Genomic DNA, 25161 nt, shown 5'->3' on the forward strand with positions numbered 1-25161 from the left:
GGGCGTGATCAGCCCACCACTGACGCGCCGCGGGAGACGTTGACCATGTCTTCGCGGGAAACAACTTTCACCCGCTCGCGCTGCACGGGGCCGCCCTCGGAAGCGGCAGCACCCAACGCCTTTTCGTGCGAGTCAAGTTCCAGCCAGCCCTCCCAGGTGGTGAATTCCACTCCGCGGGAGTCAAGCAGCTCCACAATCGATTCCGGGGCCGCCACGGCGGCCAGCGGCAGTTCTTCGCGATCGGCGAGCAGATGCGTGATGGTCTCGAGAGCGTCGCCCTTGGTGCTGCCGATCAAGCCCACCGGTCCGCGCTTGATCCAACCCGTCGCATAAACGCCCGGCACGTGGGTGCCGTCGGCTCCCAGCACGCGGCCGGCGTCGTTCGTGACAACGCCGCGCCGGTGGTCAAATTCAACGTCGGGCAGGGCCGAACCGAAGTAGCCAACGGAGCGGTACACGGCCTGGACCGGGTAGTCGATGAACTCACCGGTTCCGCGCGCATTGCCGGTGCCGTCCAGCTCGGTGCGCTCGAACTTGATGCCGGTGACGCTGCCGTCCGCGCCCGTGATCTCGACCGGATTGTGCAGGAAGTGCAGGTGGAGGCGGCGCGAGGCGCCCGTGGTGGGGTCGGCGGCGTCGTCCTCCTGTTCAACGAGCCAGTTGGTGAGCGTGTTGACCATGGTCTTGACCTGGTTGTTGGACTTGACGGCGGCATCGGAGGCCTCGTCGAAGTCAAAGTCCTCCTCGTACAGGACGATGTCAACGTCCTTCGAGTGCGAAAGTTCGCGCAGCTCCATGGGCGTGAACTTCACCTGGGCGGGGCCGCGGCGGCCGAAGATGTGCACATCGGTGACGGGCGACGCCTTCAGTCCGGCGTACACGTTGTCGGGGATTTCGGTGACGAGCAGGTCGTCGGCGTGCTTGGACAGGACACGGGCCACGTCAAGCGCCACATTGCCGTTGCCGATCACGGCAATCTCCTTGGCGGTCAGCGGCCATTCGCGGGAGACGTCGGGGTGGCCGTCGTACCAGGAGACGAAGTCGGCGCCGCCGTAGGAGCCGTCCAGCTCGATCCCGGGGATGTTCAAATCGGCGTCCTTGATGGCACCGGTGGCGAAGATGACGGCGTCGTAATGCTTCTGCAGGTCCTCGAGCGCCAGGTCGGTGCCGTAGTCGACGTTGCCGAAGAAGCGGATGTCGCCGCGGTCCAGCACCTTGTAGAGCGCGTTCACAATGCCCTTGATGCGGGGATGGTCCGGCGCAACACCGTAGCGGATCAGGCCGTAGGGGGCGGGGTAGCGGTCAAAGAGGTCGATGCTGACGACCAGTCCGTCACGCACGTCGGCGCTTTTGGTCAGCATGTCCGCCGCGTAGACGCCGGCCGGGCCGGAGCCAATGACGGCGATGCGCAGCGGGCGCTCCGCGGTTCCGGGCGCTGCTGACGTCGCTGAGGTGTGTGATGACACGGCTGTGCTCGTTTCTCTGTGTTTCAAAAGGGGCTTATGGACAAGTCTAAGAGAAGGTTCTGATAGTTTCCCGCGTGCCGTAGTTGGCCGTGGCGAGTTCGGCCGGTGCCAGCGGGCTGACACGCACCACATCGCCGACGACGACGACGGCCGGGTTGCGCACCCTGCCCGCCTGGGCGAGGGCTGCGATGGTGCCCAGCGTGCCGATCGTGACGCGCTGGTTTTTGGCGTAGCCGTTTTCGATGATGGCCACGGGGCAGTCCGGGCCGCGGCCGGCGGCCTCAAGGATGGGCATGGAGCGGTTCAGCGTGCCCACCCCCATGAGCAGGACCACCGTGTGGTCGCTGCCGTGCGGGACGTTTTCAAGTTCTTCGTGCCCGCTGATCATGGTGAACGCCTTGGCCAGGCCGCGGTGGGTGACCGGGATGCCGGCCGCCGCGGGAACGCTGACGGCACTCGTCACACCGGGGACAACTTCCACGTCCACACCGTTCTCGCGGCAGGCGACGGCCTCCTCGCCGCCGCGGCCCAGCACATACGGGTCGCCGCCCTTGAGCCGCACAACCCTGTTGCCGGCAAGGGCTTCACGGACCAGGATCGCATTGATCTCGGTCTGCGGCACGGGGTGGTGGCCCGGCGTCTTGCCGACCTCGATGACCCGCACGTTCTCGCCCAGTGTTTCCAGCAGCCCGCGCGGACCAAGCCTGTCAGCCACGACGACGTCGGCCTCGGCCAGGAGCCGGCGGCCGCGCACCGTGATGAGGTCTTCCGCACCCGGCCCGCCGCCGACGAGGGCGACGGAGCCACTTCGATGATCGCGTGTGTCCAGATGCCGGCTGGCCGGTCCTCCTGCGGTGCCGCGGAACCTCTGCAGCGGCAGTTCGCCAGTTTCCAGCGCGGCTGCGATGGCGTTGCGGATGGCAACTGCCCGCAGCGGGTCTCCCCCGGCGTTGACTGCCACCTTGATGTCCTGGACCGTGGCGACGGCTGGCGTCCATGCCGCTGAATCCTGCGCATCGGAGTGGTTGACGCACCAGGTTCTGTTGGTCTCGGCGTCCACGGCCACCCGGGCGTCAATATCGGCGTTGTTGGTGGCTGCCACGGCGTACCAGGCATCGGCCATGTCAGCGCTTTTGTAGCCGCGGGCGTGCCAGGTGAGCAGGCCTGCGTCGGCCATTGCCCGGGCCGGGGCGCTGAGGACCGGGGCCACCAGCGTGACGTGGGCTCCGGCGTCGAGCAGTGCCTTGGCGCGGCGGGATGCAACGGTGCCGCCGCCCACGACGAGGACGGGACGGCCGAGCAGCCGGAGCGAGGTTGGGTACAGATCCACAATTGCCATGAAACAAAACCTTAGGGAAGGCCGATATCGGCGGACAAGACGCGCGTTACACCCGTTCATGCGACGTCATGGGAGGACACATTAAGGTGGCTCTGCACCTACACCGATCCCGCCGCCGAAGTGGCCGGTCCGCGGCTCAAGTCCCGTGGAGCGATCTGTACTGACCGTTTGGCTAGGAAACCTCGAATGTCGAAACAAATTGTGGCTATCAGGCATAGAGTCGCTAGTAAGGGGACGCAGGGCATCATCGGTGTTCCCTTTCGATTGACAGATCCAGGAAGGGTCTATTCCTGGAACAAAATCCATCAATAAGTTCACGGTGATGGAGAAAAATGACGGAGCTCCACGTTTCATTAAAGACAAGATCGTTCCGTGCCATCGCCGGCACTATTGCAGCTGCTGTCATCGGGTTCGGGGCCGCGGCAATCATTGCTTGCAACCAGCATGATGGCCAACCCACAGGACTTACCCTTCATATCACCGGTGTTCCGTGGTGCGGATACCAGACGCAGGCCAGGAGAATGAATCATGAACCCCACCAAGGACAAAAAAGTCTCCCTCAGCGCTCTCGGGCTACTTATCATCGGTATTTTGGTCTCTGTCATTCCGGCGCTGCTGAACATCGGAAATCCGTCCTTCTTCCCTGAGGGCATCACCCCATTTCTGATTGCCACCGCCCTAATCACAGCCCTATCGGCGGCCATCTCCTACCGGACGAAACAGCGTAATTCACAGCAAATGTAACTACTAGGGTGTCTCACCTCAGCCACAACGTCATCAAGTCGATAGCCGGGGTGAACGGCGATGATCCCCGCGCCGCTGAAGCACACGAGGAGATGCACAAGGAAGGAATCAAGGACGGCTTATCTAGTTTTGTTGGATTGCTGGAGGCCCCCGCGTACCAAACCGGAGGCCCGTTCACCGGCATCGACTACGTTCTTCCCATCAGCTATCCATGGTTCACTGCTCAGTGGCGAGCCGATGCTGACGTAGCCACCGGGTGCAGAGACACGTAACTAGCCGCAGCTGCCCAAGCAAACGACAGTAAGCTGTGCCCTCCATTGACTGCCCGCCCGTTCTCAAGGCATGTTTTCACCTCCGCCTCGGACGTCGCCGCGTCGGCCTCGCACCAGGCACACGCCACCTGGAGATTCATTGAGAACTGGCGCACAGTCGAGTCGTCCTGATAGAAGCGCTACCGGGTGCTGCCGGCAAGCAGCCCGCGGCCGCGCAGGAGCCGCTTCTCGACGGGTGCAAAGACCAGCAGTTCAACGGCGATGCCCACGAACAAGATGACCAGGATCGCCGACATCACGATGCCCATGTCCGAGAGTTGCCGGCCCTGTTCCAGCAGCGAGCCCAGGCCGAACCCGAGCGATCCGCCCATGGCGATGATTTCGGCGGCCATGAGGGAACGCCACGAGAACGCCCAGCCCTGCTTCAGCCCACCAACATAGCCGGGAAGTGCTGCCGGGAGCACCACATTCACGGCCATCTCCCAGCGCGAGGCGCCCAGGATCTGCCCCACGCGGCGGTACTGCGGAGGGATTTGGTCCACGCCCGCGATGAGCCCGTTGATGATGGACGGGATGGCACCCATGAACATGACAAAGTACACGGTGGCGTCGGTCAGGCCGAACCAGATGATCGCTGCCGGCACCCATGCCACGGACGGCAGCACCTGCAGCCCCGAGATTAACGGGCCAAATGCGCGGCGCAACACCCGGACCTGCGACAGCAGCAGCCCGATCGGGGTGGCGACCACAATGCTGATCGTGAACCCGATGATGCCGCGCTGCAGCGACGTCCCGACCGCTTCCTGGGCCGTCCCCTCGGACCACAGCGCACCCAGCGAACCGAGCACGTCCAACGGCCCTGGCACCAGGTCGCGGCGGCGCAGGCCCAGCGAAACATAGAACTGCCATGCCAGCAGCAGCACCACGAAGGCGGCCAGCGGCAACAGGATCCGCGACCAGTCGATTCCGCGGCGTTCAACAGCCTCGGACTGCAGCGAGTCCAGCCCCGCTTCCAGCGAGCGCATCTCCTCTGCGGTGCCGCTCTTGAGCATGGGTGAAGTTACAGTTTCAGGCATGTCGGCGGATCTCCTCGCGCAGTCGGGCGGTGATGTCGCCGGTAAGTTTTCCGGCCGCCGCGGCATTGGTTCTGTGGTCGTCCGAGACCTGCCACTCGGCCACCACCGTGCCCGGGCGGGAGGACAGCAGAAGCACACGCTGCCCCAGCCGCACAGCCTCGCGCACGTTGTGGGTGACAAAAATGATGGTCCGCCCGGTTTCTTTCCAGACCCGTTCAAGTTCGTTGTGCAGCAGGTCGCGGGTGATGGCGTCGAGCGCGGCGAACGGCTCGTCCATGAGCAGCAGCGGCCTGTCCTGCGCCAGCGCCCTGGCCAGCGCGACCCGTTGGCGCATGCCGCCGGAAAGCTCGTGCGGCCGCTTGTCCACCGAATGGCCAAGGTTCACCAGGTCGAGCAGCTCCGCCGCCCGCGCCTTGCGGTCGGTCCGCCCCACACCGCGCAGCTTCAATGCCAGTTCGACGTTGCCGCGGGCACTGAGCCACGGGAAGAGCGACGAATCCTGGAACATGAACGCAGCACCGTCGGCCGGCACCTCCAGGGCCCCTGCCGAGGGCACGTCCAGCCCTGAAATGATGTTCAGCAGCGTCGATTTCCCACAGCCAGACGCCCCCAGCAGGGCCACGAACTCGCCCTGGCGCACAGTGGCATTCACGCCGTCGAGCACTGGCGCGCCGGCGCCAAAGCGCTTGCCCAGGTTTTCCAGGACGACGGCGGGGGCCTGGTTTTCGCTGTCCGCCCCCGTTGCGCCCGTGGTCCCAGTGGTGGCATCAGCAGTTAGCAGTCCGGTCATTCCGCACCCATTCCTGCTGCCGTGACGGGTTGGCCGCCGGCAGCCTTTAGCACCTTGTTAAGCAATGTCAGTTCAAAGAGCCCGTTGAGGTCTGCCGGCTTGGAAACACCGGCGGCGACCCCGTGATCGAGCAAAGTCGGAAAGGTGGCGGACAGCGGGTCTGAGGTGAATTTCAGTTCGGACAGGGACCTGGCAATCACGTCGTCCTCCAGCGGCTGTCCAATGGCCGTCTTGAGCGCGGCGTTGATGACGGTCCCGGCCTCATCCGGGTGCCCGTCAAGCCACTGCACCGATTCCACGTGCCCTGTCAGCAACGCCTCCACTGTTTGCGGATGCTCCGCCAGGAAGGTCTTGTTCACGGCCAGCACGGTGGTGCTGAATTCTCCCCTGTCCCACAGCTCTGCCTCGTTGACAAGGACTTTCGCCCCGGCTTGGAGCACGAGCCGCGAGGTCCAGGGCTCGGCGACCCAGGCGCCGTCGATCTTCCCGTCCTGGAACAACCGCAGCGTTTGGGCGTTCGTGGTGGGGGTGATGGTGACGTCCCCGCCGCCGGAGGTGTCGGTGGACAGTCCGCGGTCCCCCAGCCACTTGCGCAGCGCCACATCCTGCGTGCCGCCCAATTGCGGGGTGGCGATGGTCTTTCCCCGGAGGTCTTCGGCGCCGCCGATGCCCGGGCGGACCACGAACTGGGCTCCGCCGGAAGCAGCTCCTGCGATGATGCGGATGGATTCGCCGCCACTTTGCACAAAGGAATTCAGTGCCGGGTTGGGGCCAAGGTATGCGGCATCAATGGCACCGGCGTTGAGGGCCTCCACGGTGGCCGGGCCGGTGGTAAACACCTGCGTTTCCAGCGTGGTGGCGCCGAGGTCCTTGGCGAAGATGCCCTTTTCCACACCCACCAGCGCCGGACCGTGGGTGACATTGCCAAAATAGCCAAGCTTCAGGACGGCGGCCGGCGCCGCGGTGGCGGGCGCACCCGGTTCGCTGTCCTTGGCATTCACACTGGCGACGGCTGCCCCTGCCCCGATGAGGGCGACAAGTGCCGAAACAACAATGATTTCCAGGCCGCGCCACTTGCGTTGTGGCTTCTCACCGGCCACGATGCGCCTCAGCCGCAGAGCGGGAAGGCCCTGCGGCGCCTCGGGCTGCTTCGTGCCGGATTGGCTTCCACGTGTAGTCATTCTTAAACGGTAGGGACTGCGGTTGGGCCCGTTCAATGAACGGGACTCCCAAGGTCACGGTGGTTCACGCAGCGTCACAAACTCGCGTCTGCGGCAGCCGTGGCGCGCCAGACTGTCGGCGTTTTTAGTCCAGTCCGCCTGCGGAAACCGCTGCCTGGCCATTCTTTTCCAGGATCCGGTTCAAGGGTCGCAGGTCAAAGATGCCCGACAGATTGGCTTGTTGGCCAACCCCGGCTGTGACGCCGGCCTGCAACAGTTTCGGGAATGTGGACGCGAGCGGATCCGCGGAGAACCTCAGTTCCTTCAGGGACCGGTCGATGACGTCCGCTGCCAGTTCCTTGCCAGCTTGCGCCTTCAACGCGGCATTGACGGATGTGGCTGCATCCGCCGGATGGGAGTTGAGCCAGCCTATGGACTCGGCGTTGCCGGCCACCAGCGCATCAACGGTTTGTGGATGCTGCGCCAGGAACTGCTTGCTGACGACCAGGATGGTGGTGACAAACTCGCCCTTGTCCCAAAGATCTGCCTCATTGACAAGCACCTTGGCCCCGGCTTCGAGCACCAGGCGCGAAGCCCACGGCTCAGGCAACCATGCGCCGTCGATCTTGCCCTCTTGGAAAAGCTTCAGGGTGCTTGCATTGTCTGTGGGGTTGATGGTGACGTCACCGCCGCCACTGGGTGTCGCGGTGAACCCCTCCCCGGCGAGCCACGACCTCAATGCCACGTCCTGGGTGCCGCCCAATTGCGGAGTGGCCAGCACCTTGTCCTTCAGCTGCGCAGCCGAGGCGATGTTGGGTTTCACCACGAGTTGCGCGCCGCCGCTGGTGGCCCCGGCGATGATCCGGATGGATTCACCGGAACTCTTCACATAGGAGTTGATGGCGGGGTTCGGGCCGAGATAGGCGGCGTCGATGGCCCCGGCGTTCAAGGCCTCGATGGCGGACGGGCCCGCGTTGAACACCTGGGTTTTCAGGGCGGTGGCGCCAAGGCTCTTCTCGAGGATGCCGTCGTTGACCCCAATCAACGCCGGGGCGTGCGTGACGTTGGCGAAGTAGCCCAGCCGAAGTTCGCTTGCGGGACCGGGTGCGGCTTGTTGTTCGGTGCTTTTGGTGTTGTTGCCGGCGGTCACTGCGGCGACGGCAGCGCCGGCCCCAATGAGCGCCACCAGGGCGGCGAGGGCCACGATTTCCACGCCGCGAAGCTTCCTGCGGGTCTTTTGGCCGGCAACGATGCGGTTGGTTTTCAGGGGTGCGGGGTTGCCCGGTGCTGTTTCTTCCGGGGTGCCGTGCTCTGGAGATTGTGTCATTTTCCAAGGCTAGAAATCGGCAGGGCCCTGTTCAACAGTTCTGAAACGCCGGGTCATGGCAGGTCACGCTGGTTCACAATTCCCTTTCACCCACTGCCCGCCGGTAGCTGCTCGGCGTGAAGCCAAGAAAGCGTTGAAAATCGTTTGCCAGATGGGCCTGGTCGGCGTAACCAAATTCAGCAGCCACCTCGGCCAGGCCCAGGCCGGGATGCGTGCGGGAACGCTCGGCGGCTTCCTGGAGGCGCCGCCGTCGTATGAGCGCAGACGGGCTCAGACCAACGTATTTCTTCGCCAGCCGCTGCAGGGTCCTTGTGGACACCGCCAGCTGTTGGGCGGCATCGTCCACCTGGACCACGTCCGCGCTGGCGGCGATCAGCTCCGCCATGGCGTTGGCGACCAAGGCTTCGGGCCCGACCTCAGGAATCCGGTCCAACAGCCATTGCGAAAACACCGCAACCGCATTCTTGCGCCGCTGGTCCGGATCCCGTCCGCCCATGGCCTGGACGACGGGGTCCAGCAGCCCGGGCAGCCCCAGGGGCAGCTGCGTGTCGCGCAGTTCGGCTGGATCGTGGGTGAATGAGGGCACGGCCGCGGGACGCAGGAGTGCGCCCACAGCCCAGCCCCGTCCTGTGAGGTCCTGGTGGGAGACCCGGGTTGCGGGGCCGGACAGCTCCACTCCATGGGCCTGGACCACCAGGTTGCACGCCGCGAAGGCAAGCAGCTGCTGGCGCGAGGTCCGGCCCGGTGCAATGTCCCACTCGGGGATCCAAAACCACGACACCAGATGTGAAACTTCCTCGGGCGCGGGCATGCGGTGGAACGTTGGCAGCCGCGCCGGATACAGAATCCCCTTGAAAGAAGTGTCCACGGGGCAAGTCTAGGGATGTTGTTGTCGTGAATCTACAAGCATCCGGAGCGGGGTCTGCGTATCGTTTTTTGCATGAACAATTCACCAGAATCAACCACTGCCACCGCCGCCAACGGAGAGTTCACGACCCGGGGTGTGCCCCACGGCTTCACGAGCCTGACCCCGTTCCTCGCCATTGCCGGAGCGGCGCGGGCCATCGCGTTCTACGAGGACGTTTTTGGTGCCCGCACCGTGGGCGTCACCGAGTTCGACGGCGTCGTGGTCCATGCGGAGCTGGACTTCGGCCAGGGCCGCTTGCAGCTGGGCGAGCCCAACCCGGCCTACCACCTGGTGCCGGCGCCCGGGGGAGACGACGACTGCTATTCGCTGGCGTTGTACTGTTCCGACGTTGACGCGGTGTTGGCCCGCGCCGTCAAGGCGGGAGCAACGGTGCGCGAAGCCGTGGCGGACTTCGTTTCCGGAGATCGCTTTGCGAGCATCCGGGACCCCTTTGGCGTCCGCTGGTCCATCATGACCCGTGTCGTGGACCTCTCCGAGCAGGAAAGCGGCGCACGCGTTGCGGAATGGGCTGCAACCCAGGGCTGACGGCCTCCCGGCGGCGTGCCCTCCCCGGTTCAGTCGTCCCGCTGGCCGTCCAGCTCATCGCGGAGCCTGCGCAGGCGTGAAAGCAGCTTTGACTCGCGGTTCCTGTCGCTGCCCACCGACTTCGTGGCATCCACATACGACTCCCCAAAGGACTGCAACAGGAGATCGTCGGCGATGCGGACCTGGCCCGGGTTGAAGCGGTAAGCCATCAGTTTGGCCACCTTCCGCGCATCGATCGACTTAAACCATTCCTCGGCTGCACTGACGGTGCCGATGCCGTTCGCCGCGAGCACGTCAACCATCCAGTCGTACTGGTTTTCCTTGCTGCTGCGATACTGCGGGAAGGCCCGGTTCAGCACAGTCTGCAGGGATCCCGCATCGAGCATTTGGGTCTCCGGGACCGGGACGATGGCACCCTCGGACTGCAGCCGTTTGAGGGTGTCGGCAATGTTCACGAACTGCTGGTCGGCAAGCTCGATGAGGGTGGAGGCCATGGTGAAGGCGCGGCTGATCTCTGCGTTGTCGCCGCTGGATCCCTTGAAGCGGATGTCATGCTCAAATTCAGCCCAGGCATGCTGGAGGACGGTGCGGATCTGAACTTCGAAGCGGTAGCCCGCATAGTCCCTGCAGTTGGTGGGCGGGTTGTGCGCAGGCACTTCCAGCGTCAGGTGCCGTCCGGCGTAGCCAATGCCGCCATTTTTGCGCATCATGGCCGTCTTGTCTTCATCGTCGAGGCAGGTGAACTGGTTGCTCAGGGCGATGGCCACCGCGTCGATGTCCGACTCCACGAACAAAATCACCCGGACACCGATCAAGTCATCAAGCCGTTCGAGCCCGCCGGGATACTTCAGCAGGCCGTCATGGTCGCGACGAGTGAGCTTCTCCGCCGCGGAAGCAGGGGCCTTGACCCTGAATTGCACATCGTGGTGGTTGAGCCCGTCGTCGTGAAGGCGGCCCACAATTGTGTTGCGAATGGCCTGCGCCGCGTCTCCGAGCGCCTGTTCCTGGAATCGTTTGTCTTCCACTGCCATCTCCGCGTCTTTCACGGCCCAACTTTCGATGGTGTCCCCCTCGCCATTCCCGGCCGGACTGTACACCCGACCCTTCTTCAAATTCTCCCATCTTCACAGGGCTTGTCCAGCCCAACGGCCGGGAACGGCATTAGGTTCCGCACTGCGCCGGAGCGGCGTCGGTCGCGCCAGGATTACTGTCCGGTGAGGGGTTGGAGGGTCCGAGTTTTAATGACGTCCCGGTACCATTTGGCGCTGTCTTTGAGGATGCGCTCCTGAGAATCAAAGTCAATGTACACGATCCCGAAACGTTTGGAGTATCCGTAGCCCCACTCGAAGTTGTCCATCAGTGACCACACCTGGTAGCCGCGCAGGTCCACGCCGCGCGCCATGGCCCGGTGTGCCGCCGTGAAATGGCGTTGCAGGTAGTCTGTCCGCTGCGGGTCATGGACGACGGCGGCACGCTCACCTGAGGCGGTGGTCCCCGTAGTGACGGTGTCGGCGAAGGAGGCACCGTTCTCCGTGACCATCAGCGGCAGCCCGGGGAACTCCTCGTGCAGTGAGACCAGCAGTTCTTCCAGGCCTGCGGGCTCGATGTTCCAGCCCATCTCGGTGTAGGGACCGGGCTGGGGCAGGAATTCCACACGGTCTGCCCCGGGCCAGGGCGAGCCGCCCATGTCCTTGTGTCCGTCATTGTTGGCTCTCGGGCTGGCCCCGTCCCAGTTCCGGACCAGCGTGGTCGAGTAGTAGTTCACACCCAGCAGGTCCAGCGGCTGGCGGATCAGTTCAAGGTCGCCTGGAAGAATGAAAGCCCAGTCCGTGACCTCAGCCGTATCGGCAAAGACGTCTTCCGGGTAGCTCCCGTGCAGCAGTGGGCCGAGGAAGACGCGGTTGGCGAGGGCATCGATCTGACGGACTGCATCCGGCGAGCCATCGCCTTCGCCACGGATGACGTGCAGGTTCAAGGTGATGGAGAAGTCCGGATCGTTGGTAGCGACCTTCTTCAATGCCGCAACGGCGAGCCCGTGGGCCAAGTTGAGGTGGTGGACTGCAGTCAGCGCCTTGGCCCCGTCGGTGAGACCGGGTGCGTGGGCCCCTGAACCATAGCCGAGGTAGGCCGAACACCAGGGCTCATTCAAGGTGGTCCAGGTGACCACCTTGTCTCCCAAAGCCTCGCCCATGATGCGGGCGTATTCTGCGAAGGCGTAGGAGGTGGCACGGTTGGCCCAGCCGCCCTCATCCTCGAGAGCCTGCGGCAGGTCCCAGTGGTAGAGGGTTGCGATTGGCTTGATGCCGCGGGCGATCAGGCCGTCCACCAGCCGGGTATAGAAGTCCAGTCCCTTCGTATTGGCCGGACCGGTGCCTGAGGGTTGGATACGTGGCCAAGCGATGGAGAAGCGGTAGGCTTCCAGCCCCAGCCCGACCATCAGATCGAGGTCGGAATCGAGCCGGTTGTAGTGATCGCATGCCACATCCCCAGTATCCTCGTTCCACACCATGCCAGGGGTGTGACTGAAGGTGTCCCAGATGGACGGCCCGCGGCCATCCTCGTTCGCCGCGCCTTCGATCTGGTATGAAGCCGTGGCGGAGCCGAAAACGAAGTCGGCGGGAAACTCCAGACCCCAATCACGGTAGTCGGCGTTGCCCACGGACACGGCTGCATCTGTGGAGGCAATGGTTGCATTAGACATGGCTGAGAACTGCCTTTTCATTGGATGTGGTGACGGCGCTGCCGCCTGCGAGCCGGACGCGGATGTCGGCACCCGCGCTCGAAACTTCTGTTGTTGTGCCGCCGTGGACCACCGTGATCAGGGCTTCGTGCCCCGTCGTCGGACTGGTGACACGCGTGGTGGTGCTGTTTTCCCCTGCACCCGGATAGATCGTGACGAGCAGCCCGTCCAGATAGTCGTAATCAGGGCGGTCGGTGCGGTTTCCCGTTGCCAGCACAGCGCCTCCGCGAACCCACAGGGGCAGGCTCATGACGGAGTGGGTTTCGCTGCGCCAGCCGCCACCCTGGACGGTTTCGCCCGTGAAGTAGTTGGTCCAGGTTCCTGCCGGCAGGTAGTATTCCACGGTGCCGTCGGCGGAGAAGACAGGGGCAACCAAAAGGTCACGGCCGATCATGTACTGACGGTCGAGGTAGTCACAGCCCGCATCGTGGGGAAATTCCAGCTGCATCGGGCGCATGAACGGCAGGCCGCGTTCGTGCGCTTCCAATCCCACCGCATACAGATACGGCATCAGTTCCAGTTTCAGGTGCGAAAACTTCCGTGTGACCTCCACAGCCTCCTCGTCGAAGGCCCACGGCACCCGGTAACTGGAGGAGCCATGCAGGCGTGTGTGGCTGGAGAGCATGCCAAAGGCAACCCACCGCTTGAAAACCTCCGGGTCGGGTTTTCCTTCAAAACCGCCAATGTCATGGCTCCAGAAGCCAAAGCCACTGAACGCCAGCGACAATCCGCCGCGCAGGGACTCTGCCATTGACTCGTACGACGACGAATTGTCACCGCCCCAATGTATCGGCATGCGTTGCCCGCCGGTCGTAGCGGAACGGGCAAACAAGACCGCATCGCCTTCCCCCCGCTGCTCCTCAAGCACCTCAAAAACGGCTTGGTTGTAGAGCTGGGTGTACCAGTTGTGCATGGCCTCCGGCGAGGAGCCGTCATGCCACACAACGTCGGTGGGGATTCGTTCGCCAAAGTCTGTCTTCAGGGCATCGATGCCCTGTGCCAGCAGCACTCGGAGCTTCTGCTGGAACCAGGCCGTGGCGGCGGGGTTGGTGAAGTCGATCAACGCCATGCCGGCCTGCCACTGGTCCCATTGCCAGATGTTGCCATCCGGGCGGTGGACGAGGTATCCGGCGTCGGCTGCCTCATCAAACAGCTTGGAGCGTTGCGCAATGTAGGGGTTGATCCAGGCACTCAAGCGCAGCTCTTTTTCGTGCAGGCGGGCCAGCATTCCTTCGGGGTCGGGGAAGACGCGGGCGTCCCATTCGAAGTCTGTCCAATTGAATTCACGCATCCAGAAGCAGTCAAAGTGGAATACCGACAGGGGCAGTTCCCGCTCACGCATGCCGTCGATGAAGCTGTTGACAGTCGCTTCGTCGTAATCCGTGGTGAAGCTGGTGGAGAGCCACAAGCCATAGGACCAGGCCGGGACCCGGGCCGGACGGCCCGTCAGAGCCGTGTAGCGCTCGAGCACGTCCTTTTGTGTGGGGCCCTGAAACACAAAGTATTCGAGGGCTTCGCCTGCGGTGGAGAACTGCACTCGTTTAACGGACTCGGAAGCCACCTCAAAGGAGACATGTTCGCTTTGGTTGACGAGGACGCCGTAGCCGCGGTTGGTCAGGTAAAACGGAATGTTCTTGTATGACTGCTCGCTGGCCGTGCCGCCGTCGGCGTTCCAAATGTCAACGGTCTGGCCATTCTTGACGAGGGCGCCGAAGCGTTCGCCCAGCCCGTACACCAGCTCGCCCACGCCCAGGCTGAGCTGCTCATGAACATAACTTGTGGCGGGGGCCAGCCCCGAGGTGGTGACACCCACTTCACCAACAGGCTCGGTGGCCACAGGCGCATCCGGGGCCAGTTTCATGTAGCCCACGGACTTGTTGCCGCTGGAGGTGAGGACCCGGCCTTCGGATTCAAAGGTGAGGTTCCAGGGCGCGCCGGGGGTGATGCGGGCGGTGAGTCCCCCGCTGGTGAGAGTCCCGGACTCCAGAACCCCGTCCTTCTCGTGGGTTGCCGCAACCCCAACACCCTCGGTGGCACCCACCAGGTCGAATCCGGCACTGGGCCGGCGACCCTTGTGATGTTCAATCCGAACCCGGATCACGCCGTCGAGCGGTGAGGAAAGGCTCACGCTCAGCATGGGCCGGTTGAGGGTGTCTCCGCGGGTCTCAATGACCTTGGTCGGGGCATGGACGCGCAGGGTGTCGCCGTCCGGGATGATGTCGTGGGCCTCTTGGGCGTAGAGGGCAGTCACGCCGGGGCGTGCCTGCCAAAAGCCATCGGTGAATTTCAAGCTGAGGGGTCCTCTCGGATAACGGCGACGGCTCCGGCGGCAACAGCATCGCCGGAGGTGAACCGGGCGCCAGACACGAGGTCGAGTCCGGTTGCAGCGAGCGCCAGCGGTTCTGATGAATGGTTGATGGCAAAGAGCCAGCTCGGGGTGGATGCGGCATCCGGCCCGCTGTCTGAAGGAGCCGCGGCTGCGCGGCGCACGAGTTCCAAGCCACGCTCTGCCACAGCCACCGGGGTGATGGCAGCTCGTGTAATGAGCTGTGCCAGCAGTGCACCTGTGGAGTTCCGGTCCAGGTGGGTGGAGACGTATTGGGCCGTTCCCGCACCGACTGCGCGCAGCGTGATCGCCGGCTGTCCGGACATTTCCCCGGAGGTGTAGCGGGCCAGAACCTCGGCGTCGCTGCCGGCACCGTGTTCGGTAACCTCGAGCAGTTCGCTCCAAACGGCTCCGCACCATGACTTCCCGTTTGTCAGCGGCCCGTCCAGGCCCACCTTTTCGTCCTCAAACAGCGGGAAGAATTCTTCCACCCGCACGCCCAGCAGATCCCGCAGCACTCCGGGATAGCCGCCCTCAACGACCCGGTTGTGTTCATTGACGATGCCGGAGAAACTCGTCACAAGCAGGTGCCCGCCTCCCGTGACATAGGGATCCAGCTTGGCTGCGTTGTCCGCTGTCAACAGGAACAGGGTCGGAACCAGCACGGCCTTGTAGCCGGTGAGCGGCGCGGACGGATGGATGATGTCCACCTGGATGCCGCGGGCCGTCAGTTCCCTGTGCAGGGTCAGGGGTGCGTCCAGTGAGTTCACGTCAATGCTGGGCTTGGACCCGGACTTCAATGCCATGGCGGCATCGTAGTCGAACAGGATGGCCACCTGGGACGGCTGCACCCGGCTGCCTGCCACCTCGCGGATGTTGCGCAGCGTCTGGCCCAGGGTTTTCACTTCCCGGTAGATCTTCGTGCGCGCCCCGGCATGCGGGACCACTGCGGAGTGGAACTGCTCGCTGCCGGCCGTCGACTGGCGCCACTGGAAAAACAGTGCGCCGTCTGCTCCCCGGGCAATGTGCGCCATGGAGTTGCGAATCAGTTCCCCGGGCGACTTGGCCCTGTTGCGCGGCTGCCAGTTGACGGCGGAAGTGGAGTGTTCAATAAGCAGCCACGGGTCGCCGCCGGACATGCCCCGGACCCGGTCGGCCGAGAACGCCAGCTCCCCGTGTCGCTCCGGATCGTGGCCCAGGGTGTAGTGGTCGTTGGAGACCAGATCCACCTCGTTGGCCCAGGCGGCGTAGTCAAGGCCGTTCGGGTGGTTCTGCACCATGAAGTTCGTGGTGACGGGGATGTGCGGGGTGATCCGGCGCAGCACCTCGCGCTCGGCCAGGTGGTGGCCCAGCAGCGCGTCGGAGGTGAACCGTTCAAAGTCCAGCAAAAGCCCCGGATTGTGGCTTGTGCTCGTGTGGCGGGGCGGCTGCAACTGCTCAAAGGACGTGTAGCGATGCCCCCCAGAACGCAGTTCCCCAAGCGTCGTTGAGGGCCTCGACGGTGCCGAACTTCCGCTTCAGCCACTGCTGCCAGGCCTGGCCCGTCTCGTCGTCGTAGCTGTGGGCGTTTTCATTGCCCAGCTCGTTGCTGACATGCCACAGCCTTAGTGCGCGGTGGTTGCTGTAGCGGGTGGCGATGGCTTCCACCATGCGCAGTGCGTAGCGGCGGAAAACGGCAGAGCTGGGGCTCCAGCCAAGCCGTCCGCCCTGGGAATTGCGGACCCCATGCTGACTGACGCAGGCGATCTCGGGGTGTGCCTGCATGAGCCACATGGGCGGTGCCGCCGTGGGGGTGGCCAGATTGACGCCGATGCCGGCCTCGGCCAGCAGATCCATGATCTTGTCGAGCCAGCCCCAGTCGAAGACGCCGTCGGAAATTTCCAACAAACCCCAGGAGAAGACACCAACATTGACCGAGTTCACCCCGGCTTCCAACATCAAGGCAATATCCTCAGTCCACACGGACTCCGGCCATTGTTCGGGACTGTAATCCCCGCCGAGGGCAAACCCGTCAGCAATCCAGGGGAACGTGGTGCCAGCGGGCACATCGGAGGAGCGGGATGGGAAATCCGTCATGGGAAGTTCACTTTCTGGTTCATGGAAAATTGCTGTCTGCGCCCGGGAGGCTGTGGCACCGCCATGTTGTGGCAGGGCGTGCTGTGGTTGTGGTCCTCAGCCCTTGACTCCGCCGGAGAGCAGGTCCAGGCGCCAGAAGCGCTGCAGGAAAAGCATCAGGGCGATCAACGGAATGATGGAGACGGCGGCACCGGTGATGGCCACCGAATACAGGGCGGGGCTTCCGGACCCCTTGGACAGCAGTGTGTAGAGCCCGACTGTCAGCGGATAACTGTTTTGGTCGCTGAGCATGATGAATGGCAGCAGGAAGTTGTTCCAGATGCCCACAAACTGCAGCATGAACACTGTGACCATCCCGGGGATCATCATCGGGATGCCAATTTTTGTAAAGATCCGCCACTCGCTGGCACCGTCGATGCGCGCAGCCTCGATGGTGTCCTGCGGCACGGCTGCCGAGGCGTAGACGCGGGACAGGTAGATGCCAAAGGGGCTGATGATCAGCGGCAGGAGCACAGACATCACTCCCCCAGCGAGGCCCACCTGTGACAGGAGCAGGTACTGCGGGATCGCCAAAGTGATTCCCGGAATCAACACACCGCCGAGGATGGCGTAAAAGATTACCGTCCGGCCCTTGAATTCGTACTTTGCCAGGCCGTAACCGGCCATGGTCGAGACGAAGGTTGAGACCAGTCCGCCCACTCCGGCGTACAGGACCGAGTTGGCTGACCACAGCCCGAATTGTCCACCACCGTAGCTGAACAAGTCCGACAAATTGTCCAGCAGGCCGGTGCCGGGGACAAACGAGAAGGTGGTGAACAGTTCGCTTGGCGACTTGGACATGGCGGTAAAGACCCAGAGGACGGGGACCAGGCAGTACAGGGCCCCCAGCATCAAAAGAATGGTGGGCCAGGTCTTCCCGCGTTTGCCGGAAAGTTTGGCCATCTCGCGATTGGCAACGGCGGTCATGACTTTTCTCCCTTGTTGCGGCGGTTGCTGAGCCACATCACCAATCCTGAGACGATGACGGTTCCGAGTGCGAGGACGACGGATAGTGCCGCGGCGCCTGGGAGGTCGTCGGTCAGGAAGGCGTTGCGATAAATCGTCATCAGCGGAACCCAGGTCTGGCTGATGACATCCGTCATCGGCTTCAATGTGGTTGGCTCACCGTAGAGCTGCAGGGCACCAATCACCGAGAAGATCCCGGTGAGGATCAGGGCAGGCACGACCAGCGGTATCTTGATCCGCAACGCGATCTGTCGTTCTGTGGCGCCGTCGATCCTGGCCGCCTCATAAATCTCGGCGGGGATGCTTGTTAAGGAGGTGTAAATGATGATCATGTTGAAGCCGACTCCGCCCCAGATGGCGATGTTGGCGAGGGAACCAAAGATTCCCGAGGACTCCAGAAACGGGATCGCACCCCAACCAAGCGCCTCGGTGATGTACGAGAAAGGGCTGGTGGAGGGCAGGTACATGAAGCCCCAGAGCAGTGCGGCGATGACGCCCGGTACTGCATAGGGAATGAAGATGGCGGTCTGGCCGAACTTGGTGGCACGCACCCCTGGGGTGTCCAGGAGCAATGCAAATAGCAGGGCCAGGCCCAGGGTGACGGGAACGGCAATCACGGCGTAAAGGGCAAGATGCCAGAATCCGGAACCGAGGGCCGGATCGGCAAAAACGGCCACGTAATTGTCCCAACCGGCAAAAACCTTGGTTTTTTTGCCGAGAATGCCGCCGCCAGTAATTCTGTACGTCGTGAAGCTGAGGTAGGCCGCATAAATGATCGGAACGAGCATGAACAGTACAAACAACACCACGGCCGGACCCACAAACAGGTAGGGGGCGAAGGGTGTTCGAGAACGTGGCCGCTTGCGCGTTGGGCTGGCGTCCGCCCGCGCGGGAGGTGCCGCCTTTCTGTCCGAAGTGACAGTCATCGATTCTTCCTTTTTGTTTGGCGAGGGCCGGCGGTCCGGAGTGTTCCGCTGGAACCGGGCACGGCGCACCGGCCCCGCAATGCGGCTGGCGCCGCGGGTGAATTGGGTGTTGCTCAGTAACGTGCTGCTGGGCTATTTGTTGCTGATTTCGAAGCCTGACTTGGTCATGTCAGCCACAACGATCTTTTCCACGGCTTTGAACGCGTCACGCCAGGGGGTGCCTGCCGTGATTGCCTTGTTCAACTCATCGGCGAAGGCGCTCTCGGCAACATTCGCATTGGGCCCCCACGTCACAGGGATCGCATTCGATGAGATGGTTGCAGCAAGTTCATAAAAGTCGTCCTGCTGGGGCATGAGGGCCGGCGGCTTGCTGGACTTTGCTGCTTCCTGCCCGGAGATGGCTGCGGGGTAGGCATTTTGCACAGTCAACACCAAGTCGGCTCCTTCATCGCTGGCATTGAGCCACTTGATGAACTCCGCAGCTTGCTCTGGATGCTTGGAATTCTTGGTCACAATTTCAGCCGAACCGCCTTGGTAGGCGACGGAGGCGTCACCGGCTGTCCACTGGGGGAATGCTGCCATTGACCATTTTCCGACGGTGTCGGCTGCGACGCCCTCAATCACGCCCGGAGCCCACAGCCCGCCCGGCCAGGAAAGTATGGTGCCGCTGTTGACCTTGGCGTTCCACTCGGGGGTGAGGATCGGATCGGTGGAGATCAGGTCTTCATCCACGAGGTCTTGGAAGTAGTCCGCCACCTGCAATGACGCCTCATCGGCGATTCCGACCGTCCAAGTGTTGTCGCTGACGGACCACCACTTGGACCCAGCCTGATTGGCGACGCCTGCATAAAAAGCCCACTGATCTGCCGGCAGGGATGCCAGGTATGCCTTGGGATCTGCGGCGCGGACCGCGGCAGCGGCCGTCTTGAATTCAGCCCACGTCGTGGGAACAGGGATGTTCCACTTCTCCAAGAGATCGGAACGGTAGAAATAGGCCATGGGCCCGATATCCTGCGGCAACCCGTAGATCTGCCCGTCAAAAGTGGTCTGGGACAGGGTGCCCGTGTCGTACTTGTCCTTGACGTCGGACACCAAATCGGTGATGTCCAGCGGCACGTCGGCCACAATCAAGGACGGCAGCGTCGGGTATTCCACTGCGGCAACGTCGGGGGCGTTTCCGGCACGGCTGGCTGTCAGCAGCTTCGCTGAGGAGTCCTTGCCGCCGCCGGCATCGGTGTACTTGACCTGAATGTCCGGGTTGGCCGCGTTCCAGGTGTCAACGAGTTTTTGGGTATTGGGTGCCCACGACCAGAAATTAAGAGTTACCGGTCCGCCGTCTGCGCTGACATCAGCGGATCCGGCCGAGCATCCGCTGAGCAGCATTGCGCTGACGCCGATGGTCGCGATCGCTGTCATGAATTTTGTTTTCTTCATTTCACTACTTCCTTGTAGGTGGGCACCGCTGGTGCCGTGGTTCCTGGTTTTTTTGTGCAACGCGCTTCGTGGCTGGTGTGGCCGAGCCGATGAACTTCAATCACGCTATCGAAGCGTTTCGATGATGAGGCGTAATTCCTTTCCGCCCAATGCAAGCGGGTGCGCCGGCACAAGGTCCTGATTGTCGGATCGAATATTTGTCGGTTGGAAGACTTGGCGGCTCGAAAGCCTAGCGGTCCGAGGGTGGCGGACCGGAGGAGCTCTTGCGGTCATACACCGGCTTGAGCAGTTCGATGTGCGGGTCGGCAAAGCCCCCCAGCTGCTGTATGACCAGCTCCACCGCGCGATGGCCGGATTCCTTCGACGGCAAGGGGATGACATCCAATGGAGGCAGGAAATGCTCGGTGGAGAAACTGGAGCATGCCGAGACGATCGACAGTTGCTTCGGCACCGGGATGTCACGTTCGCGCAGCATCTCCAGCAGGATTCCATGGATGGTCTCATTGCAGTTCAGCACGACGGCGGTCAGGTCAGGCAGCTGCGAGCGCAGGCCGTCGAAGGAGTCCTCCACGCCGACTCGGGTTGCGTCAGTCGTATGGAATGCGGCATCAATGCCAGCCTCCCGTGCGGCAGCCAGGAATCCGTCCCGAAAACGCGGGGCATAGTTGGAGCCGCGTTCATAGAGGTCCCGCGCGTGGCCCATCAGGCCAATCGAGGTGTGCCCGAGGGCGACGAGCCTGTCAACGGCCAGGCGCGCAGCCTGCTCGAAGTCCAGGTCCACGCAGGTCAGCCCCTCGGCGTCCCGGGGAATTCCAATCAACGCGGCGGGGAGGCCAAGTTCACGAATGACAGGGACACGCTCGTCGTCCAACGTCACGTCCAGCATGATGATGCCGTCGATCAAGGAGCTGGAAGCCACCCGACGCAGACCGCCAACAGCCTCACCTTCGGTCAGCAGGAGCACGTCGTAGTCGAAGCTGCGGGCGGCTGTCACGACGGACAGAACAAAGGCCATCAGGGCTGGCGGGTGGGTGTCAGCATGCATCGGAGCCGTCAAGGCAAAGATGTTTGTGCGGGAACTGGCGAGCATGCGGGCGCCGGCGTTCGGGCGGTAACCAAGCTCGGTGACGGCTTGGGCAATGCGCGTCTTGGTGGCATCGGCGATGGGCCGCTTGCCGGACAGGGCATAGGAGACAGTGCTAATGGAGACTCCGGCCACGCGGGCGACGTCTTTGATGTTAGCGATGGGGATCTCCACAGTTTCGGCATTGTCTGGACATTGTCGTTGTCTAAGCGCTTCGACGAAGCAACGTTTACAGCCACGCTAAATCATCGAAGCGCTTCGCGCAAATTGTGTCCAAGATTACTGTCCGTGACGCCGGCCATACTTGGGCGTTCCATTTCGTCCTGGTGAAATGACTAGCATGGGGGCATGAGCAGCCCCTCTCCCACGGCAGCAGCAGCCGTCCCGGCCTCCCCGACCGCAACCACAGCCACGGACGCAGGTACAGGTACAACCTCGAGCACACCGCCGTCTCTCCGGGATGAGGACCTGTCCTTTCGGCCGGCAGCGGCATCGCAGGGTTCGGGCGTTTCGCGGCAACCTGACCCGGCGCCGCTGGTGCTGGTCCTGCCCGGCGGCGGATATGGCATGCATGCCGAACATGAGGGCCCGCTGATTGCAGATTGGCTGTCCCGGATTGGCTTGAACGCCTTGGTGGTTCGCTATCCCGTGGCCCCGCACCGCCATCCAAGCGGGTTGCAGCGAGTTCGGGACGTACTGTCCGCCGTGCGCACAGGCGCCCTGGATCTGGGCTCGGAAATTGACCGCAGCCGCATCGGCGTCATCGGGTTCTCTGCGGGCGGGCATCTGGCCGCATTGCTGTCCACAGGGGCTTTGCTGCCCAGCGGCACTTACGGCACCACCTCCGCACCAACGGGCAGGGTCGACCTGTCCATCCTGGCCTACCCCGTCATCTCCTTTATCCACGAACCACATGAGGGCTCCGTCTCCAATCTCCTGGGCAGCGGCGACACTTTCGAGGCCCGCCGCGCACTCAGCGCGGAGCATCTGGTTGACGCCAACACACCACCCACTTTTCTGTGGCACACGGCCGACGACGGGGGCGTTCCTGTCAGCCACTCCCTGCGCTATGCCAATGCCCTGGCGCTCAACAATGTGCCGTTTGACCTGCATGTGTTTGAGCGCGGTGATCACGGCAAGGGTCTCGCCGAGGGGCTGGGCCCCCTGGAGGCGTGGAGCACGCTGTGCCAGGCCTGGCTCGGCGAACAAGGGTGGCTCCCGCAATCGAATTAGTCCGCATCAGCATCAATCCGGGGCCGTGGCGGGCTTAGGGTTGCGGCCGGCTCCAGGGCGGCGAAATCCATTCCCGGCCCACGGTGAAGAGCGACGCCGGAGCCCCCACCGACTGCACCTTCCCGCCCGTCGGGGCCAGGGACGGGCGCATTTTGCGGGTGAAGTTTCCGGCCGGCAGGTCCACCTGCCAGACGGCGCTGTAAACGTCCCGGAGGGCTGAAAGTGTGAACTCCTCAGGCACCAACCGGGCGGCGAGGGTGGTGTACTCCATTTTGCCGGCCAGCCGTTCCACTGCCATGGACAGCATGTCCGCATGGTCAAAGGCGAGGGTTGCCAGTTCCACCTCATGCACGGGGGCCCAGTGCGCATGGGCCGCGTCCGTGCCCGCAGCCAGTGGCGGCAGCGTCTCGCCGTTACTGGCCAGCAGCACAAGGTGTGCCACGGAAACCACCCGCATCCGCGGATCGCGGTCCGGGGCGCTGAAGGTCGCCAGCTGTTCCACAAACACGCGGTGCTGTCCAAGGTCCAGTCCGGCTTCCTCCGCCAATTCCCGATGTGCCGCGGCCAGCGCATTTTCATTCGGTCCCACAAATCCGCCGGGCAAAGCCCACCGGCCGCGGAACGGCTGGGCCCCGCGCTCAACGACGGCCACGTGCAGGACCTTGTTCGCCACGGCAAACACCACAAGGTCCACGGTCAGGGCGACAGGCGGGAACGCCGCGGGATCGTACTCGGCCAGGAACTCGGCGTCCGTGTCCGGCACCTCAGCGGCGGGCCCCGCCACGGCCGGGAGTCGGGACCCGGCGTCGTGCTTGGCGGGGTTCATGCTGCCACCGGCAACACGGTGGGGGCCGACCACGCCGGTGCAGCGAACGTGTTTTGCTGGGTGAGCATGGCGTCGATGACGGCCGTGGCGGTGGCCAGGCGGCGTTCGCGGCTGCCGGTGAGCAGGATCCACGAGTGGCCTTCCTCGGTGAGCGTTTCCTTGAACCACTCGGTCATTTCGGGGCGGCGGTGTTCGCCTTCACGCCAGCCGTCGTCCTCGAAGTCGACGCCGTTGTGGTCGGTGAGCAGGTACACGTCGCGGCGCGGCAGGTGGGTCAGCGCATCATATGAACCGTAGCTGCCGTCGCCGAGGTAGTAGCGCTCCCACAGGGTGGTGGCCAGGGCGTCGGTGTCTGCGATGACAAGCGGGGCGGCCTCTGCGGCGGCCTGTTCCAGAGCGGTTTGGCGGGTGGCGATGATGCCAAAGTCGGTGTCGGTCCAGACCAAGTCCTCGACCGTGGCGTCCGGGTTTTGGGACTGCAGCGCCTCAAGCTTTTCGTAGGTGTAGTGGCGGCCGTGTTCCGGGACGTCCTGCAGAGCGGGCAATTGCCGGCGGTAGTGCGCGGTGAGGGCCTCGCTGAGCGTGGTCGTGCCGGTCGACTCTGCCCCCACCACAATCACGCGAACGGCCAGTCCACGCCGTGCCGCCGGGAGAATTTGTTGCCATTGGCCGGCCAGGCCGCCCCGGCACTTGGTTCCGCTGACAGGGTGCTTTTGGCGGCCCGGGTCAACAGGGATGTGCACTGCGCCAAAGGCCGCGGCCAGCCTGTCGCCGTAGCCCTCCGAGGTGTAGACGGCGTCAACGCGTGTCACGCCGTGGACTTTCAGGGCCAGGCGCATGTTCTCCTGCTGTGCCATCCAGATCTCGTCGCTGGCATAATCCTCGGGGCAGTCGTTGCGGACGGGAATGACGGTGACGTTGCCGCCGTCGAACTCCTCGCCCAGCCAGTCCGCACGCTGCGCCGCCGCAAGCGACTCGAAACGGCTCCCCTGCACCAGCACGCAGACGTGGGCGGCACCGGCGGCGGCTGTTTCAATCAAGTGCCTGTGCCCGGCGTGCGGCGGGTAGAACTTTCCAATGACCAGTGCATTCGTGAACAGTGGTTTCGCGCTCATGGTCAGACTCCTGCCATTGCTGGTTTACGGTCGTCGGTGCTGCGGAGGCGGTTCCAGCCCACCAGGCCGTAGAGGCACAGGCCCAGAAACCCAATGTAGAGGATCGCCGTCAGCGCCAGGCCGCGGCTGAAGTAGAGCGGAATCGACACCAAGTCAATCACAATCCACACGTACCAGTGCTGGAAGATCTTCTTCGCCTGCGCGTACGTTGCCACGAGCGACGCCGCCAGCACGAACGCGTCCGGAATGGGCACCTGTGAATCGGTGCCGGTGTGCAGCAGGAAGGCGATGCTCACCGTTGCCAGTACGACGGCGGCAACCCCCGTCCCAGCCTCAACCCGCGTTGCGTTGCGGATGGGCAGGTCATTGCTGCCTGCTGTTCCGCCGGCCCCGCGCGACCACTTGATCCAGCCGTAGATGGCGATGCCGGCAAAGATGATCTGCAGGAGTGTTTCACCGTACAGTCCGGCGCCGAGGAACAAGATCACAAAGGCGATGTTGTTCAGGATGCCCACGGGCCAGTTCCAAATTTTTTGCCGGGCCACGCCCCACACGCAAGCCGCACCAGTGGCGAACCCGATGACCTCTACCCAGCTGACCGGATTGCCGATGAGCGTGAAAGCTGTGGCGTTCAACCAGTCGATGATGGTGTCCATGACGTCCCCTCGCTGTTCGTTATTATCAACTTGATAATAACTGTAGCACGGGAATGGCAACCCCCGTCCACTCAAGGCCACCGGCCACCGGAGCGACAGCCAGCTGGGGTAGT

General features: G+C 63.5%; 23 protein-coding genes. 4 read left to right on the plus strand and 19 right to left on the minus strand.

Annotation, left to right across the window (positions count from 1 at the left end):
• Positions 1–8: 8 nt before the first annotated feature.
• Positions 9–1466, minus strand: coding sequence for an FAD-dependent oxidoreductase (locus tag ACT3TS_RS04275; protein ID WP_444530251.1), 1458 nt, complete (start codon positions 1464–1466; stop codon positions 9–11).
• A gap of 46 nt (positions 1467–1512) precedes the next feature.
• A complete protein-coding gene (gene cobA, locus ACT3TS_RS04280; RefSeq protein ID WP_444530252.1) occupies positions 1513–2805 on the minus strand; it encodes a uroporphyrinogen-III C-methyltransferase in 1293 nt (430 codons plus the stop codon).
• Between the two features lie 528 nt (positions 2806–3333).
• Here cobA and ACT3TS_RS04285 point away from each other — a divergent pair.
• Both ACT3TS_RS04285 and ACT3TS_RS04290 read left to right on the plus strand, forming a co-directional pair.
• Positions 3334–3549 carry a hypothetical protein gene (locus tag ACT3TS_RS04285; RefSeq protein WP_444530253.1) on the plus strand — a complete coding sequence of 72 codons (216 nt, stop codon included), beginning with the start codon at positions 3334–3336 and terminating at the stop codon, positions 3547–3549.
• A gap of 8 nt (positions 3550–3557) precedes the next feature.
• Positions 3558–3821, plus strand: a complete 264-nt coding sequence (locus tag ACT3TS_RS04290) for a hypothetical protein (RefSeq protein ID WP_444530254.1) — start codon at positions 3558–3560, stop codon at positions 3819–3821.
• 179 nt (positions 3822–4000) lie between these two features.
• On the opposite strand, the gene ACT3TS_RS04295 is transcribed toward ACT3TS_RS04290, so the two are convergent.
• The 5 genes from ACT3TS_RS04295 to ACT3TS_RS04315 all read right to left on the minus strand — a co-directional run bounded on the left by ACT3TS_RS04295 (position 4001) and on the right by ACT3TS_RS04315 (position 9042).
• Positions 4001–4897 (minus strand): ABC transporter permease, encoded by an 897-nt coding sequence (locus tag ACT3TS_RS04295; RefSeq protein WP_444530255.1) that lies wholly within the window; start codon positions 4895–4897, stop codon positions 4001–4003.
• Positions 4890–5687, minus strand: a complete 798-nt coding sequence (locus ACT3TS_RS04300; protein WP_444530256.1) for an ABC transporter ATP-binding protein — start codon at positions 5685–5687, stop codon at positions 4890–4892. The genes ACT3TS_RS04295 and ACT3TS_RS04300 overlap by 8 nt, the downstream gene beginning before the upstream one ends.
• Entirely contained in the window at positions 5684–6868 is a 1185-nt protein-coding gene (locus ACT3TS_RS04305) for an ABC transporter substrate-binding protein (protein ID WP_444530257.1), read from the minus strand. Before ACT3TS_RS04305 ends, ACT3TS_RS04300 begins: the two co-directional genes overlap by 4 nt.
• Before the next feature lie 124 nt (positions 6869–6992).
• Positions 6993–8174 carry an ABC transporter substrate-binding protein gene (locus tag ACT3TS_RS04310; RefSeq protein WP_444530258.1) on the minus strand — a complete coding sequence of 394 codons (1182 nt, stop codon included), beginning with the start codon at positions 8172–8174 and terminating at the stop codon, positions 6993–6995.
• 73 nt (positions 8175–8247) lie between these two features.
• Positions 8248–9042 carry a helix-turn-helix domain-containing protein gene (locus tag ACT3TS_RS04315; protein ID WP_444530259.1) on the minus strand — a complete coding sequence of 265 codons (795 nt, stop codon included), beginning with the start codon at positions 9040–9042 and terminating at the stop codon, positions 8248–8250.
• 72 nt (positions 9043–9114) lie between these two features.
• On the opposite strand from ACT3TS_RS04315, the gene ACT3TS_RS04320 reads away from it, so the two are divergent.
• Positions 9115–9627, plus strand: coding sequence for a VOC family protein (locus tag ACT3TS_RS04320; RefSeq protein WP_444530260.1), 513 nt, complete (start codon positions 9115–9117; stop codon positions 9625–9627).
• 29 nt (positions 9628–9656) lie between these two features.
• On the opposite strand, the gene ACT3TS_RS04325 is transcribed toward ACT3TS_RS04320, so the two are convergent.
• From ACT3TS_RS04325 to ACT3TS_RS04365, 9 genes are all read right to left on the minus strand, one after another.
• Positions 9657–10673, minus strand: coding sequence for a GTP pyrophosphokinase (locus ACT3TS_RS04325; protein ID WP_444530261.1), 1017 nt, complete (start codon positions 10671–10673; stop codon positions 9657–9659).
• Positions 10674–10831: 158 nt separating this feature from the next.
• Positions 10832–12328 (minus strand): GH1 family beta-glucosidase, encoded by a 1497-nt coding sequence (locus ACT3TS_RS04330; protein WP_444530262.1) that lies wholly within the window; start codon positions 12326–12328, stop codon positions 10832–10834.
• Complete coding sequence (gene yicI, locus ACT3TS_RS04335) at positions 12321–14657, minus strand: alpha-xylosidase (protein WP_444530263.1); 2337 nt, start codon at positions 14655–14657, stop codon at positions 12321–12323. Before yicI ends, ACT3TS_RS04330 begins: the two co-directional genes overlap by 8 nt.
• Complete coding sequence (locus ACT3TS_RS04340; RefSeq protein WP_444530264.1) at positions 14654–16126, minus strand: beta-galactosidase; 1473 nt, start codon at positions 16124–16126, stop codon at positions 14654–14656. The genes yicI and ACT3TS_RS04340 overlap by 4 nt, the downstream gene beginning before the upstream one ends.
• A gap of 4 nt (positions 16127–16130) precedes the next feature.
• On the minus strand, positions 16131–16769 hold the full coding sequence (locus ACT3TS_RS04345; protein WP_444530265.1) for a beta-galactosidase: 639 nt from the start codon (positions 16767–16769) through the stop codon (positions 16131–16133).
• Positions 16770–16865: 96 nt separating this feature from the next.
• Positions 16866–17711 carry a carbohydrate ABC transporter permease gene (locus tag ACT3TS_RS04350; RefSeq protein ID WP_444530354.1) on the minus strand — a complete coding sequence of 282 codons (846 nt, stop codon included), beginning with the start codon at positions 17709–17711 and terminating at the stop codon, positions 16866–16868.
• Positions 17712–17731: 20 nt separating this feature from the next.
• Positions 17732–18700, minus strand: coding sequence for a carbohydrate ABC transporter permease (locus tag ACT3TS_RS04355; RefSeq protein WP_444530266.1), 969 nt, complete (start codon positions 18698–18700; stop codon positions 17732–17734).
• 132 nt (positions 18701–18832) lie between these two features.
• Positions 18833–20134: an ABC transporter substrate-binding protein gene (locus ACT3TS_RS04360; RefSeq protein WP_444530267.1), complete on the minus strand. Its 1302-nt coding sequence runs from the start codon at positions 20132–20134 to the stop codon at positions 18833–18835.
• Between the two features lie 229 nt (positions 20135–20363).
• Complete coding sequence (locus ACT3TS_RS04365) at positions 20364–21392, minus strand: LacI family DNA-binding transcriptional regulator (protein ID WP_444530268.1); 1029 nt, start codon at positions 21390–21392, stop codon at positions 20364–20366.
• 174 nt (positions 21393–21566) lie between these two features.
• Here ACT3TS_RS04365 and ACT3TS_RS04370 point away from each other — a divergent pair, with 174 nt between their 5' ends.
• Complete coding sequence (locus ACT3TS_RS04370; RefSeq protein WP_444530269.1) at positions 21567–22451, plus strand: alpha/beta hydrolase; 885 nt, start codon at positions 21567–21569, stop codon at positions 22449–22451.
• Between the two features lie 34 nt (positions 22452–22485).
• On the opposite strand, the gene ACT3TS_RS04375 is transcribed toward ACT3TS_RS04370, so the two are convergent.
• From ACT3TS_RS04375 to pnuC, 3 genes are read right to left on the minus strand one after another with little or no spacing between them, the layout of a single operon-like run.
• Positions 22486–23277, minus strand: a complete 792-nt coding sequence (locus tag ACT3TS_RS04375; protein WP_444530270.1) for an NUDIX hydrolase — start codon at positions 23275–23277, stop codon at positions 22486–22488.
• On the minus strand, positions 23274–24392 hold the full coding sequence (locus ACT3TS_RS04380; protein WP_444530271.1) for an AAA family ATPase: 1119 nt from the start codon (positions 24390–24392) through the stop codon (positions 23274–23276). Before ACT3TS_RS04380 ends, ACT3TS_RS04375 begins: the two co-directional genes overlap by 4 nt.
• Positions 24393–24394: 2 nt before the next feature.
• The gene (gene pnuC, locus ACT3TS_RS04385) at positions 24395–25048 is read right to left on the minus strand and encodes a nicotinamide riboside transporter PnuC (RefSeq protein WP_444530272.1); all 654 of its coding nucleotides are present in this window, start codon (positions 25046–25048) and stop codon (positions 24395–24397) included.
• Positions 25049–25161 lie beyond the last annotated feature (113 nt).

This window comes from Specibacter sp. AOP5-B1-6, assembly GCF_052376555.1.
Classification (GTDB): Bacteria; Actinomycetota; Actinomycetes; order Actinomycetales; family Micrococcaceae; genus Specibacter.